Genomic DNA, 12,553 nt, shown 5'->3' on the forward strand with positions numbered 1-12,553 from the left:
AAGCATGGCCGGGCAACTGCAGGGAAAAATCGCGATCGTCACCGGCGCCAGCAACGGCATCGGCCGCGGCATCGCCGAGCTGTTTGGTGCCGAAGGCGCCAGGACCGTGCTGGTGGCGCGCAGCGCCGATTTGCTCAACGAGGTCGCGGCCGGGATCAAGGCCAAGGGCGGCGAGGCGCTGGCGCTGCCGGCCGACCTCACCAAAGAGGACGCGATCACCGCGCTGTTCAGGAAGACGGTCGACACCTTCGGCCGTCTCGACGTGCTGGTGAACAACGCCGGCATCGCGACCCACAAGAACACCGAGGACATCACGCTCGACTACTGGAACGAGGCGCTCGCCATCAACATCACGGCGCCGTTCCTCTGCGCCCGCGAGGCGATCCGCATCATGAAGGCGCAGCAGCCGCAGGGTGGGCGGATCATCAACATCGGCAGCGTTTCGGCGAAGACGCCGCGGGCGGATTCGCTGCCCTACACGGTGACCAAGTTCGGCCTGCAGGGCATGACGCATCAGCTCACGATGGACGGGCGCAAGCACAACATCGTGTCGTCGATCATCCATCCGGGCGCGACGCTGTCGTCATTCTCGACCCGGCGCGGCCGCACCAAGTCGGGCTACGGCGACAAGCCCGGCGACGATTACATCATGGCCGCCGAGGACGTGGCGAGGGTCGCAGTGCTGATGGCGGCGCTGCCGGGCGAGGTGAACCTCTACGAGGCGACGATCCTGCCGAACACGATGAAGAGCTTTATTGGCAGGGGGTAGTTCGAGTCGGTGGCGCAACACGGCACTGTCACCCTCCCCTGGAGGGGGAGGGTCGCTCGCGAAGCGAGCGGGGTGGGGTGAACTTCTTTCTGAGAAAGAGTCACCCCACCCCGTCCGCCTACGCTTCGCTACGGCGGTCGACCCTCCCCCTCCAGGGGAGGGTGAAGAGTACTGCCGGTGTTGCAGTAGATATTGATCTACCGCGCTTGCCCGTCTTCGAACTTGCGGTTGAAAATCTCGCCCAGCGTGACGTACTGGAATCCATTCAGCCGTCCGATCGGATCGAGCTTCTTCATGTCGATGTAGCCGCCGGTCATGCAGGCCGGATCGACGTGCATATACACCACCTCGCCGATCACCAGCGGGTGCCGGTTGGGGCCGAGCTCGATCACCTGATGCAGCGTGCATTCGAAATGGATCGGCACCTCCTTGACGCGCGGCGGCTTGATCTTGACGCAGGGGATCGGCGTCAGGCCGGTCTTCTCGAATTCGGAATCCTGTTCCGGAATGGCGTTGGCTGAATCAACCATCTCCTTCCACACCGGCTGCGTCACCACGTTGAAGCAGAATTCGCCGTTCCGCCGCACGTTCTTCAGCGTGTGCTTCTCGCTGCCGTCGGGATTGCGCGCAACGGTCAGCGAGATCATCGGCGGGATGACGCAGACCACCGTGAAAAAAGAGAACGGCGCGAGGTTTGCGACGCCGTCGTCGTTCACCGTCGAGGCCCAGCCGATCGGCCGCGGCACCACCGCGCCGGTGAGGAGGCGATAGATCTGGCGCTTGTCGGTCGTGACGGGATCGTATTCCAGATAATCCGGCATGGATCGCACCTCCCACTGTCGCGAGCCTAGCTGTTCCCGCGGGAATGCGGAATGCGGTGCAGCGAAGTCGCTGCTCCGACGCGGCGGTTCCGGGCTGGCATTGGACGCGCCGTCGTGGGACGCTCCCTGCCTCGATTCGTTTCAGGGGCGCGAACCGCCCGGACCGGCGTTTTTCCCGACAAACAGAAAGCTCAAGGAGACAGAAACCCATGCGAAGTCCAACGTTCTTCCGCAGCGTTCTCGCCGCACTGATCGTGCTGTTCGCCGGCCTCACCCAGGCGCGCGCCGAAAGCGGCACCGTCACGCTCACGGTCTACAAGGGCGGCTGGATCATCGGCGGCTCGGCCGGCGGCGGCACGCTGAATTTCCGCGGCCGCTCCTATGGACTCTCGGTCGGCGGCATCGACTACGGCCTGGTGTTCGGCGGCTCGAAGACCACGTTCCGCGGCCGCGTCAGCAACATCAGCCGGCCGTCGGATGTGGCCGGCGTTTATGGCGCGGCCGGCGCGGGGCTTGCGATCGGCGGCGGCGCCCGCGGCATCGTGCTCACCAATCAGAAGGGCGCGGTGCTCGAGCTCTCCGGCCATCAGGTCGGTCTGATGGCGAACGCCGACCTGAGCGGCCTTGCGATCACGATGAAATAATCCGGCGCAAGCCGAACGATGTTGCAACGGGCGGGCCGAAAGGCTCGCCCGTTTTGCTGTTCCGGTCGAGGAACGTCTTCGCTCAGTTGGGCCGGCCCGCCGCCATCAGCGCATCGGGCTTGTTCTCGATGGGCTCGGTGATGGGGAGCAGCCGCACTCCAAAGAACAGCGCGTCGCCCTTGAGCGTCGCCGAGCTGTCAGCGTCGACACTGAAGCTCGCCTTCGCGAGCTCCTTTTGCAGCTTGAGTTTGGCAGAAGCGTCGATGTCGGCACTGAACTCGACCCGGACCTCGATGCTGGCTTCGAGAACCTGGGCGACCTGGTAGGCGTTGTGCGGCACGTTCCTGTTCACGATTTTGGTGCATCTCGGGCCGAGAAAACCGCGAATGGCTTCGAGATCGTCCTGGGCAAACTCATAGATGCGCGCATCGGACACGTTGCCCGTCACGGTCATTTTGCCCTTGGTATTCAGCGAGAGGTCCACAATCCGCTTGAGCACCGGCATGCTCCCCGAAATCGCGCCGCCGAATTTGGTGATGCTCAATCCATTCAACGTGCCGCTCATGATCGGCTGTTTGCCGTAACCGGCGATCGAAAATTCGGGATTGCAAAGAAACCCAAGCTGGACCGCTTTCGGGTCGCGGTCTCTGGGATTGTAGTTTTGCAGATACACCACGGAGCCCGGCGCATAGAGTCTGCTCGGCGGCACGACGAGTTTGAATCCCCTGTTGTTCACGATGGCCTGCAATTCATCTTCTGTCACCTGACAGCCGGCCAGGGCTATGAATGCAAACAAAGGCAATGCGAGCTTGCTGAATGACTTCATCATCGTCCCCATGAATCGCCCCCCATGAATCGTCCCATGAAAAATGTCGCTATCGCATAAAGAGCGTACACGCGATATTAAATCGAAGGTAGTGCCCGGTTGAGGTTTGTCACTGCAGACGTGACGGCTTTTGGCTGCCGGGGAGCCGCGTTACGATCAATCGATGTAACTTTGGAGGCGCCATGTCGAGCGAAGCACCCGCCGGGTATCTGCCGGGCGATCCGCGTTACGGGCTGAGCGGAGAGTCGCTGAAGCAGTACTACCGCACGAAGGCCGCGCAGTGGGCGATCTACTGCTGGGACGTAGGCGAGCGAAGCGACGCCGTCCTTCGGACGGCTATGCCGAATGCGTCCGGCACCCGCAACGGCCTGCTGGCGGAGCAGAAGGCCTACGTCAAAAGCTTCGGCGAACGCGTCATCGGCTACGGCCACTTCCTGTCCGACGACGGCCGCGAGACTTTGGGGACTTCGTTCTTCATGCAGCTCGACGACCGCGTCGCGGCCGACGCGTTCGTCGCCAACGAGCCGATGAGCAAGGCCGGCGTCTACCAGAGCGTCGAGATCCACCGCTGGTCGAACAGCTTCCAGAAGCGGGCGGCTGAGTATCCCCGCAAGGGCCTGCAGCAGTTCCTGTGCTTCGGCCCCAAGACCGGCACGCCGGAGTTCTTCCGCGAGCATCTGCACGCCCACGAGTCTTACTTCGCGTCCTATGGCGACAGCTTCATCTTCCGCGGCCCGATCCGCTCGGCCGACGGCACCGAAAACATCGGCACGGCGCTGCTGCTGGAGCTTCCCGACCGCGCCGCGGCGGACAAGTTCTGGAACAACGAGCCGTTCGCGAAGAACGGCGGCTATGGGCGCGACCCCCGCATCGTGCGCTGGATGTTCGGGGATTGATTCTCGTGTCACCGCTTGATTTCTAGTGTAGCCGCGCGAGAACTCCCGATCCGTCATCCTGAGGCGCGAGCCACCAGCGCGTTTACGCGCGTCTGCGACGCGCTATGGCGAGCCTCGAAGGATGCGGCCCCGAAATCCCGGGCCGTATCCTTCGAGGCTCGTTCGCTTTCGCTCACTCGCGCCTCAGGATGACGGGGATGGTGCGCCCGAGTGATTCATTCCGAACAGCGACAGCTAAATATTCGCGCCGCGGTTATACGCATCGACCAACTGATTGTAGTCCCGCAACAGCCGCTGCGGTGAGCCCTCGACCATCCAGCCGCTGCTGGGGTTGAGCATCATCCGTTCGCCCTGGCTGTACGGCACCTTGTCGCGGATCCGCCGCATCAGCTGCTTCCCCGTCGTCAGAAACGACTTCGCATTGCTGACGAACATCGAGCCGATCTTGCCGCGGCCATCGTCGTCGGAAAGCTGCTCCATCGCTTTCACGACCGCCTCGTACTCGTTCACCGCCTGCGCGATCGCCGTGACATCCGGCTTCTCGGTGTCCTCCGCGCGCAGCACGCGCTTGGCGTTGATCATCAGCGCCTCGACATGGTAGCGCGCCTTGCGGCCTTCCTTCTGCTCGATCTCGGCGAGCTTCTCCAATGCGCGCCGGTCGTTGATGGTCTCGACGCCGCCACGCAGCGCCTTGTCGGCGGCGGCGAAGGCGTTCCAGGCGGCGACGAGCTGGGGATGCAGCGCCTTGCCCTTCGCCATCTTGTCGTCCTTGTAGTTCTCCTGGGTGTAGTAGTCGTCGGCCTCCTTCAGCAACGCTTCGAGCTTCGTCACCGCCGCCGCATAGGCGGAAGCCGCGCCTTCCAGCGTGGCGTCATGCGGCTCGAGCGTGTTGGCCTTGTCGACGCTCTTCCGGCAATCGGCGGTGTCGTAGATCGTGTAGGTGCCGTAGATGATCCGCTCCCGGCCGGTCGGGCCGTCCTTGCCGACCCAGCTGAAATAGCGGTTGCGGGAATCGTAGGAGCGCGCCGACAGCCGGTTGATGCAGCCGACATAGGCATTGAGCTTTTCGGTGAGCGAGGAGGGTTGGGCGCTGGCGATATCGGCGAAGGCCGAGGTCAGGAGGGCGGCTGCGCCACAGGCGAGCACCAATGAACGGAGCGGATTCATGTCTGTATCCCCAAATTCCAACGGCGGCGCGTCTCAAACGGGAACGCCATCCGAAGATTGGTCGGACGAGGCCCGCTGCGGGTTCAAGGCGGAACGACAGGTTTCTTGGGAGGCGGCGCAACGTGCGTCTGGCGAGACTGTTGGTTCACTCTCGGCTTTCGCGACCGTGCCAAATCCTGAGAACAATGAGCTCGTCACGCTCCGCATTGTGAGTATAGCGGACGACGTAGTTTGATGAACCAAACGGAACGATCAGTTCGCGGATGAACGGAATTGGCGATGGCCTACCGCGGTCTGGGAAGAGATCGAGTGAGTCAATAGCGTTGGTTATTGCGGCAACAGCGCGATGCGCTGATTCAAGATTCACATCGGAAAGGAAAGTGTGAAGTCTTTGCAGGTCCGCTTGCGCGGCTTCCGCAACAAGGAGCTTCACAGCTTACGGGGCTTCGGTACGGGCAATTCGTTCGCTGTGCCCCAGCTTTGCATCCAAGCCTTGACCTCATCCCACGGCAAACCCACGCGTGTGCGATTGAATTCGGCAAGGCGACGGGTGTCCTCGGCCAGTACCTCCGGCGACCACGGGCCTTCGCCCTTTTCGCGCATGGCCTCGAGCCAAGGAGCCAGTGGAATGTCAGCAGCCGCGAGATCAGCCAACAGATCGGCAACACTCATGCCTCGCGCCGCAGCGCGGGCCTCGAGAAGCTCCGCCGTCTGAGTGTCCACCTCGATTTTGACCTTCGCGTTCATGGGGACAGGATAGCACTATGCCAGCGCAGAGCGAAGCGGGACGGAAGCGAAAAACGGCCGGCAATAAACGCCAAACGTGGAAGATGTCTCAGCGTCAGTTCGCCCGCCATATACGGCCAACTGCCGCTTGCCAATTTTTCGCTAGCCGTGAGAGGGCATGCCACCGTTGTTGTGGCTTTGTGGCCGGCAGATGGGGCGGTGGGGCGGGTCGCGGCGGATCCACGAGTTCAGCCACCACCGGCACCGCCTTACCCTGCGCCTCGGGCGTCATCTTCGCACTCGCGCGCGCGTCCTCCACCGCCTTCCGTCCGACATGGCGCAGAAACGACTGCTCGTGCGGCAGGCTCAGCCGCTCGACCGCGGCCTTCAGCGGCAACCAGTCCACCGCCTTGATGTCGTGCATCAGCTTGCCGGCGGAGCCGTCGACCGCCTGCATGCGCCAGAAGTGCGCGACCTTGGGGCCGCGATTGCCCACGTAAGAGATCACGCCGAGGAATTCGTGCACGATCACGTCGTGACCGGTCTCTTCGCTGGCCTCGCGCTTCGCGGCGGCAAGCGGCGTTTCGTGCGGCTTGAGCTTGCCCTTGGGCAGCACCCAGGCGCCGTCCTTCCTCCGCTGCACGACCGCGACGAGCGGGCGCAGGCCGTCGCGCAGCACGATGCCGCCAGCCGCCTGAACGGGACGTCGCGCCGATTTTCCCATCTCGCCCGAACCGGTCCGTTGTCTATGGTTGTGTCGCCAACCGCGCGCGCAAAATGCAGCCGGAGGCCGCGCGTTATAGCGTCTGGTGCGCGAGGCACAAGTGAAACGCGAATGGATGTCATGGGAGCGACAATGCACCGCGTCTGTTCGGCAACCGCGCGACGCGTCTCACTCCGCCCTCATCCTGAGGAGCGCGAGCGAAGCGAGTGCGTCTCGAAGGACGAGGGCGGCCCCGGCCGCTTGCATTGTCCGGGCGGCCTCGTGCTTCGAGACGCACGCCTTCGGCGCGCTCCTCAGCATGAGGCCGGGAGAGAGCGAGCCACGAGCTCACAACAAATGCAGAAGCGTTCTTGGCGTGAGAAGCGACTGACAGCGAGACGCATTTTTTCGCTTTGCATTCCCGCAAATCACGAGTAGACGCGATTCTGCCTTGCTCGTTGAGGGCGTCTTCTAGGGACGTCTGGTTGGCGGAGCAGGGTGTGGCGCCTGCAGGCGTGGTTCGTACCCATGTCCCAGGGTGTTCCGCCATCGACCGCCCCCGCTAAAGAGGGGGCCGCCCGCAAGGGCAGGGTGTCCGGATGAAGGGTCATGGCAACATGGCCTGGATAAGGGTCCGTCCCTCCGGGGTGCACTCTTTCGATGGCCGCGCAAAAAATCGCCGCGGTGGAGCGCCGGAAGGCGTGCGTGCCGCAAGGCACGCGGGCACCCCTCGCAAGGGTGCTCAACGTAGGCGTGGCGCTGACCGGCGCTCCGCTCCCTCACCCATGTGAGGGACAAGGAAGAATAGAGGCGCTAGCCCCGCGCCTGATCTGAAGGGGCCGATGAATCACGCCTGTATGAATGTTGAGGCAACGCGATAAGGAGCGCGGGCTGTTTGAAATGTGAATCTGAAAACCAGCGGCGGCGGGTGCACCCCCGGCCGTCCTCATCCCGCTTTGGTGCCGAAGGCGATGTGGCCGGCTTCCATGAGGCAGATCGTGCCCGGGATGTCGCTTGGCTGGTGCGGGCCTTGCGGCGCAAGCTCGACCCAGGCCATCGGCATGCTGACCCCGGCGCGCATCTGCGAAAACAGCCGATGGAAGAACCGGCCGAAATGATCGCCGTTCCGGTTGAGCGTGATGACGATGTTGGCGGGCCATTCGCGCGACGCGGCGAGCGCCTTGCCGAACTCCTGGTTGGACATCAGGTCGCCCGGAAGCTCGGACGCCATCACCGCGATACGCGCGTGGGCCCCCTGGATCATGTCGCGAAACGAAAACTTCTGGCCCGCGACACGCGCGGACGCGTCGAGCGCGCCGTAGAAGAACAGCACGTTGCAGACCGGCACTTCGTTGTCGGCGATCCTGATGTTGTTCTGGAAGATGTCAGTGAGTGTGGTGCGGTCGCGTTCGAGCAGGGCAGCGCCGGCCGTGCCTGCGAGGTTCACGAAGCCGAGCGTCGGGTTCGCGATGACGTAGGGGTTGTCGGCCGATATCGGCCGCCGCTCGGTCTGGGCCATCTGGAAGCCTTCGGCATGAGCTTCGAGACCGGCTCCAAGGTTCGGCAACACGACGTCGCCGAACGCGGTTGCAAGGCCGGTGGCCGCACATGATGCAAGCGCATTTCTACGGTTGATCATGGGCGGCCTTGATTGCGGGTGCCCTTGGGTCAGAAGCGAAGGATCACAGCGCCTTGTTGCTGTCCTTCACTGCCGTCTGGGCGTCGACATAGACCTCGCCGCCCATCTGTTTGAACTTCTCGCTCATCTCCTTCATGCCGGCTTCGGCGGCATCCGGATAAAGCGCGGCCTTCTCGTTGTTGCCGAGGCTCGCCGCGTAGTCGCGCACGTCCTGCGTGATCTTCATCGAGCAGAACTTCGGACCGCACATCGAGCAGAAGTGCGCGACCTTGTGCGCCTCCTTCGGCAGCGTCTCGTCGTGGTACTCGCGCGCGGTGTCCGGGTCGAGGCCGAGGTTGAACTGGTCCTCCCAGCGGAAGTCGAAGCGCGCGCGGCTGAGCGCATCATCTCTAAGCTGCGCCGCCGGATGGCCCTTGGCGAGGTCGGCCGCGTGCGCCGCGATCTTGTAGGTGATGACGCCTTCCTTGACGTCGTCGCGGTTGGGCAGGCCGAGATGCTCCTTCGGCGTGACGTAGCAGAGCATCGCGCAGCCGAACCAGCCGATCATCGCGGCGCCGATGCCGCTGGTGATGTGGTCATAGCCCGGCGCGATGTCGGTGGTGAGCGGGCCCAAGGTGTAGAACGGCGCCTCGCCGCACTCCTTGAGCTGCTTGTCCATGTTAATCTTGATCTTGTGCATCGGCACGTGGCCGGGGCCTTCGATCATCACCTGGCAGCCCTTCTTCCAGGCGACCTGCGTGAGTTCGCCCAGCGTCTCGAGCTCGGCAAACTGCGCGCGGTCATTGGCGTCGGCAATGGACCCTGGGCGCAGACCGTCGCCCAGCGAGAACGACACATCGTACTTCCGCATCAGATCGCAGATCTCGTCGAAGTGCGTGTAGAGGAAGCTCTCCTTGTGATGCGCCAGGCACCACTTCGCCATGATCGAGCCGCCGCGCGACACGATGCCGGTGACGCGGTTCGCGGTCAGCGGCACGTAGGCGAGGCGGACGCCGGCGTGGATGGTGAAATAGTCGACGCCCTGTTCGCACTGCTCGATCAGCGTGTCCTTGTAGAGCTCCCAGGTCAGCTTGACCGGGTCGCCGTCGCACTTCTCCAGCGCCTGGTAGATCGGCACGGTGCCGATCGGCACCGGCGAGTTGCGCAGGATCCATTCGCGGGTGTTGTGGATGTTGCGGCCGGTCGAGAGGTCCATCACGGTGTCGGCGCCCCAGCGGATCGCCCACACCATCTTGTCGACCTCTTCCTCGACCGACGACGTCACCGCCGAGTTGCCGATGTTGGCGTTGATCTTGACCAGGAAGTTGCGGCCGATCGCCATCGGCTCGAGTTCGGCGTGGTTGATGTTGGCCGGGATGATGGCGCGGCCGCGGGCGACCTCGTCGCGCACGAATTCCGGCGTGATGAAGGCCGGCACCGCGGCGCCGAAGTTCTCGCCGTCCTTCAGCGCGGCCTCGGCGCGCTCCAGCATCTTCTTGCGGCCGAGGTTCTCGCGCTCGGCGACGTAGATCATTTCCTTGGTGACGACGCCGAGGCGGGCCCATTCGAACTGCGTGACGGGCTTGCCGTCGAGCGCGCGCCACGGCTTCGGCGTGTTCGGGAAGTTGCGGGCGAGGTGCTTGCCGGTGACGTTGCCGTTGTCGACTGCCTTGATCTCGCGGCCTTCATACTCCTCGACGCCGCCGCGCTCCTTCACCCATTCGATGCGGGTGCGCTTGAGGCCCTTCTCCAGGTCGATCGCGACGTCGTTGTCGGTGTAGGGGCCCGAGGTGTCGTACACGGGAAGCGGCGGCTCGCCCGACTCCTTCGTCAGCACGATCTCGCGGAGCGGCACCTTGAGGTCCGGTGCGCGCTCGGGCGTGACATGGGTCTTGCGCGAACCGATCAGCGGACCGGTGGTGACCTTCGGCGTGACGAGATCGGATGCGGAGACGGGCTTGTTCATCGAATTCCTCCTTCGGCCAAAAGCGGCCATCAGCGAAATCCGGATTCAGGCTTCAGGTGGGGGAATAACTGGTCCCTGTCCCTTCGCCGGCATGACCCGGATCAGGTTCAAAGGGTCGCCGCTTCGCGGCATCTCAGCTCCTTGCGGAACACCCCTCGGAACGGTCCTAATCTAGGCCCCTACGCCGGGGTGTCAACGTGGTAGTCTCGCGTCAGGGAGGCGGCGGCCATGCAGAACCCACAACACGCATGCAGGCTCGCCCGGCGGGCGTTCCTTCTCGGCAGCGCAGCAACGCTCGCCGGGCTGCCGGAGTTGGCGCAGGCTCAGGGACAGGCGCAAAGTCAGGCACCCGACGCGCGACCGGTTTCGCCGATTCGGACCGCGCCGCTGTCGCCGCGCATCGCAGGCTTTGTCACGAGTTTCGACCTCAAGCAGGCGCCGGCGGAAGCGATCCAGCGGGCGCGCACCGCGTTCGTCGACACGGTCGGCGTGACGCTCGCGGGCTCCACCGAGACGTCGGCCGAGATCGTCCGCGACATGGTGAAGGAGGAGGGCGCCGCTCCCGCTGTATCGGTGATCGGCTCGACGCTGAAAACGTCGCCGCAGCTTGCGGCGCTGGCGAATGGCGTCGCCTCGCACGCGCTGGATTTCGATTTCACGTTCCAGCAGGGCCAGATGATGGCGCCGGTCATTCCCGCGCTGTTGCCGCTCGCCGAGAAGTTCGATGCGTCGCCAAGCGAGGTGCTGGCGGCCTTCATGGTCGGTTTCGAGGTCTGCTCGCGGCTCGGGCGCGCCAATCCGACGCAAGCCGGCGAGGGCGCCTGGCACGCCACCTCGACCATCGGCGCGATCAGCGCCGCGGTCGCCTGCGCGCGGCTGATGAAGCTTCCGGCGTCGAAGATCCTGGACGTGATCGGCATCGCGGTGTCGCTCGCCTCGGGCGTCAACGCCAACTACGGCACCATGACCAAGCCGTTGCATGCCGGCCACGCGGCGAAGAACGGCATGATGGCGGCGGTGCTGGGCGGCAAGGGCTTCACGTCGAACCACGCGGCGCTCGAAGGCCGCGGCGGGTTCTTCGCGACCTTTGGGCGCGGCATGGCCATCAGCACCGAGCCGTTCAACGATCTCGGCAAGCAGTTCGATCTCGTCGAGATCGGCTACCGGCCGAAGCGCTATCCGTGCGGCGGCGTGATCCACACCGGCATCGACGCGGCGCTGATGATCCGCGACGAGCTCGGCCCGCGCGTGTCGGATATTGCGAGCATCAAGGCCGGCATCTCGAAATACGCCGCGAGCCGCGCCAAGCCGGAGTATCCGACCGACATGGAGGCCGCGAAGTTCAATCTGCAATATGTCGTCGGCTATTCGCTGGTGCATGGCGCGCCGCATCTGGCGTCCTTCGAGCCCGACGCGATAAAAGACGAACGGACCAGGGCCATGGCGCAGAAGGTCGCCGTCGCACTCGATCCCGAATTCGACAATGCGCACGAGGACTATCCGACGCGGGTCGCGGTCACCCTCAAGGACGGCCGCACCATCGAAAAGCTCGTGGTCTACGCCAGCGGCACGCCGAAGAACCCGATGTCGGCGGCGCAACTCCGCGACAAGTTCTTCGATTGCGCCGATCATGCGAAAGTCGCGCGAGGCAACGCCGAGAAGATCGCCGCGATCCTCGACAAGCTCGGCGATCAATCTTCGTTCGGCGAACTCTGGCCGCTGCTTCGCAAAACGTAGGAGGTTTATCGCTTGAGGATCGTCACCGGTGCGCGGCTTTCCCAACCGTCGGTCTCGAGCGTCGGCGTGTCGCTGTCGTTTTGCGGATAACCAACACAGAAATATCCGATGAAAGACCACTCCGACGGCACGTCGAGCACGCTCTTCACTTCGTTCGGATCGAGGATCGACACCCAGCCCATGCCGATGCCTTCGGCGCGCGCCGCGAGCCAGATCAGATTCACCGCCGCCACCGCCGAATACTCGATCGTCATCGGCATGGTCATGCGGCCGAGCCCGTGTCCTTGCGGTGTCTTGGGATCGGCGAACACCGCGAGCTGGCAGGGCGCTTCGCTCAGACCTTCGAGCTTCAGCCGTGCATAGAGCGCGGCGCGCTCGCCCGCGTAGCCGCGCAAGGCCTCTTGGTTGCTGCTGTCGAAGCAGGCGCGGATGGATTGGCGGTTGCCTTCGGTCGCGACAATCACGAAGCGCCACGGCTCGCTCAAGCCGACCGACGGCGCGAGCGACGCGACCGACAGAAGCCGCTCCAAGGTGCCGGGCGGCAGCGGATCGCGCTTGAATTTGCGGACATCGCGCCGCCACCGGAACAGCTCCAGGAGCTTTCCGCGAAAGTCCGCGCCAAAGTCCGGTGCGCGGTCCTGTTTCCGGGTGACGTCGTCCATGCCCATCGCATAGTCGGT

Annotated in this window: 13 protein-coding genes and 1 riboswitch; of the genes, 4 read left to right on the top strand and 9 right to left on the bottom strand. The window is 64.2% G+C overall.

What is annotated here, in order from left to right; genetic code table 11:
• Positions 1 to 4 precede the first annotated feature (4 nt).
• Positions 5 to 769 carry an SDR family oxidoreductase gene (locus tag RHPLAN_RS12780; protein ID WP_068018195.1) on the top strand — a complete coding sequence of 255 codons (765 nt, stop codon included), beginning with the start codon at positions 5 to 7 and terminating at the stop codon, positions 767 to 769.
• Between the two features lie 197 nt (positions 770 to 966).
• Here the strand turns inward: RHPLAN_RS12780 and RHPLAN_RS12785 are convergent, their stop codons facing one another.
• Complete coding sequence (locus RHPLAN_RS12785) at positions 967 to 1,590, bottom strand: flavin reductase family protein (protein ID WP_068018202.1); 624 nt, start codon at positions 1,588 to 1,590, stop codon at positions 967 to 969.
• A 209-nt stretch (positions 1,591 to 1,799) separates the two neighbouring features.
• Between RHPLAN_RS12785 and RHPLAN_RS12790 the strand changes: the two genes are divergently transcribed.
• The gene (locus tag RHPLAN_RS12790) at positions 1,800 to 2,234 is read left to right on the top strand and encodes a hypothetical protein (protein WP_068018205.1); all 435 of its coding nucleotides are present in this window, start codon (positions 1,800 to 1,802) and stop codon (positions 2,232 to 2,234) included.
• Positions 2,235 to 2,316: 82 nt separating this feature from the next.
• Here RHPLAN_RS12790 and RHPLAN_RS12795 read toward each other — a convergent pair whose 3' ends face one another.
• Positions 2,317 to 3,072 (bottom strand): hypothetical protein, encoded by a 756-nt coding sequence (locus RHPLAN_RS12795; RefSeq protein ID WP_068018207.1) that lies wholly within the window; start codon positions 3,070 to 3,072, stop codon positions 2,317 to 2,319.
• Between the two features lie 170 nt (positions 3,073 to 3,242).
• Here RHPLAN_RS12795 and RHPLAN_RS12800 point away from each other — a divergent pair, with 170 nt between their 5' ends.
• Positions 3,243 to 3,956, top strand: a complete 714-nt coding sequence (locus RHPLAN_RS12800; protein ID WP_068018209.1) for a YciI family protein — start codon at positions 3,243 to 3,245, stop codon at positions 3,954 to 3,956.
• Between the two features lie 234 nt (positions 3,957 to 4,190).
• On the opposite strand, the gene RHPLAN_RS12805 is transcribed toward RHPLAN_RS12800, so the two are convergent.
• The 6 genes from RHPLAN_RS12805 to thiC all read right to left on the bottom strand — a co-directional run bounded on the left by RHPLAN_RS12805 (position 4,191) and on the right by thiC (position 10,136).
• Positions 4,191 to 5,123: a YiiG family protein gene (locus tag RHPLAN_RS12805; protein ID WP_068018212.1), complete on the bottom strand. Its 933-nt coding sequence runs from the start codon at positions 5,121 to 5,123 to the stop codon at positions 4,191 to 4,193.
• A 145-nt stretch (positions 5,124 to 5,268) separates the two neighbouring features.
• Positions 5,269 to 5,556, bottom strand: coding sequence for a type II toxin-antitoxin system RelE/ParE family toxin (locus RHPLAN_RS38365; protein ID WP_084244811.1), 288 nt, complete (start codon positions 5,554 to 5,556; stop codon positions 5,269 to 5,271).
• Complete coding sequence (locus RHPLAN_RS12810) at positions 5,553 to 5,870, bottom strand: hypothetical protein (protein ID WP_068018214.1); 318 nt, start codon at positions 5,868 to 5,870, stop codon at positions 5,553 to 5,555. Before RHPLAN_RS12810 ends, RHPLAN_RS38365 begins: the two co-directional genes overlap by 4 nt.
• Before the next feature lie 94 nt (positions 5,871 to 5,964).
• Positions 5,965 to 6,573 carry an NUDIX hydrolase gene (locus tag RHPLAN_RS12815; protein WP_068018217.1) on the bottom strand — a complete coding sequence of 203 codons (609 nt, stop codon included), beginning with the start codon at positions 6,571 to 6,573 and terminating at the stop codon, positions 5,965 to 5,967.
• 925 nt (positions 6,574 to 7,498) lie between these two features.
• Positions 7,499 to 8,191, bottom strand: a complete 693-nt coding sequence (locus tag RHPLAN_RS12820; RefSeq protein ID WP_068018219.1) for a hypothetical protein — start codon at positions 8,189 to 8,191, stop codon at positions 7,499 to 7,501.
• A gap of 43 nt (positions 8,192 to 8,234) precedes the next feature.
• Complete coding sequence (gene thiC, locus RHPLAN_RS12825) at positions 8,235 to 10,136, bottom strand: phosphomethylpyrimidine synthase ThiC (protein WP_068018222.1); 1,902 nt, start codon at positions 10,134 to 10,136, stop codon at positions 8,235 to 8,237.
• Positions 10,137 to 10,196: 60 nt separating this feature from the next.
• Positions 10,197 to 10,302: riboswitch (TPP riboswitch) on the bottom strand.
• A gap of 62 nt (positions 10,303 to 10,364) precedes the next feature.
• Here thiC and RHPLAN_RS12830 point away from each other — a divergent pair.
• Entirely contained in the window at positions 10,365 to 11,873 is a 1,509-nt protein-coding gene (locus RHPLAN_RS12830) for an MmgE/PrpD family protein (RefSeq protein WP_084244813.1), read from the top strand.
• Positions 11,874 to 11,878: 5 nt separating this feature from the next.
• Here the strand turns inward: RHPLAN_RS12830 and bluB are convergent, their stop codons facing one another.
• On the bottom strand, positions 11,879 to 12,535 hold the full coding sequence (gene bluB, locus RHPLAN_RS12835) for a 5,6-dimethylbenzimidazole synthase (protein WP_068031106.1): 657 nt from the start codon (positions 12,533 to 12,535) through the stop codon (positions 11,879 to 11,881).
• Positions 12,536 to 12,553: the final 18 nt, after the last annotated feature.

The organism is Rhodoplanes sp. Z2-YC6860 (assembly GCF_001579845.1).
GTDB lineage: Bacteria > Pseudomonadota > Alphaproteobacteria > Rhizobiales > Xanthobacteraceae > Z2-YC6860.

Excerpts from the sequence above, each read along its gene's own strand:
- RHPLAN_RS12780 (WP_068018195.1), top strand. The coding sequence starts at position 5 with ATGGCCGGGCAACTGCAGGGAAAAATCGCGATCGTCACCGGCGCCAGC.
- RHPLAN_RS12785 (WP_068018202.1), bottom strand. The coding sequence starts at position 1,590 with ATGCCGGATTATCTGGAATACGATCCCGTCACGACCGACAAGCGCCAG.
- RHPLAN_RS12790 (WP_068018205.1), top strand. The coding sequence starts at position 1,800 with ATGCGAAGTCCAACGTTCTTCCGCAGCGTTCTCGCCGCACTGATCGTG.
- RHPLAN_RS12795 (WP_068018207.1), bottom strand. The coding sequence starts at position 3,072 with ATGGGGACGATGATGAAGTCATTCAGCAAGCTCGCATTGCCTTTGTTT.
- RHPLAN_RS12800 (WP_068018209.1), top strand. The coding sequence starts at position 3,243 with ATGTCGAGCGAAGCACCCGCCGGGTATCTGCCGGGCGATCCGCGTTAC.
- RHPLAN_RS12805 (WP_068018212.1), bottom strand. The coding sequence starts at position 5,123 with ATGAATCCGCTCCGTTCATTGGTGCTCGCCTGTGGCGCAGCCGCCCTC.
- RHPLAN_RS12810 (WP_068018214.1), bottom strand. The coding sequence starts at position 5,870 with ATGAACGCGAAGGTCAAAATCGAGGTGGACACTCAGACGGCGGAGCTT.
- RHPLAN_RS12815 (WP_068018217.1), bottom strand. The coding sequence starts at position 6,573 with ATGGGAAAATCGGCGCGACGTCCCGTTCAGGCGGCTGGCGGCATCGTG.
- RHPLAN_RS12820 (WP_068018219.1), bottom strand. The coding sequence starts at position 8,191 with ATGATCAACCGTAGAAATGCGCTTGCATCATGTGCGGCCACCGGCCTT.
- thiC (WP_068018222.1), bottom strand. The coding sequence starts at position 10,136 with ATGAACAAGCCCGTCTCCGCATCCGATCTCGTCACGCCGAAGGTCACC.
- RHPLAN_RS12830 (WP_084244813.1), top strand. The coding sequence starts at position 10,365 with ATGCAGAACCCACAACACGCATGCAGGCTCGCCCGGCGGGCGTTCCTT.
- bluB (WP_068031106.1), bottom strand. The coding sequence starts at position 12,535 with ATGGACGACGTCACCCGGAAACAGGACCGCGCACCGGACTTTGGCGCG.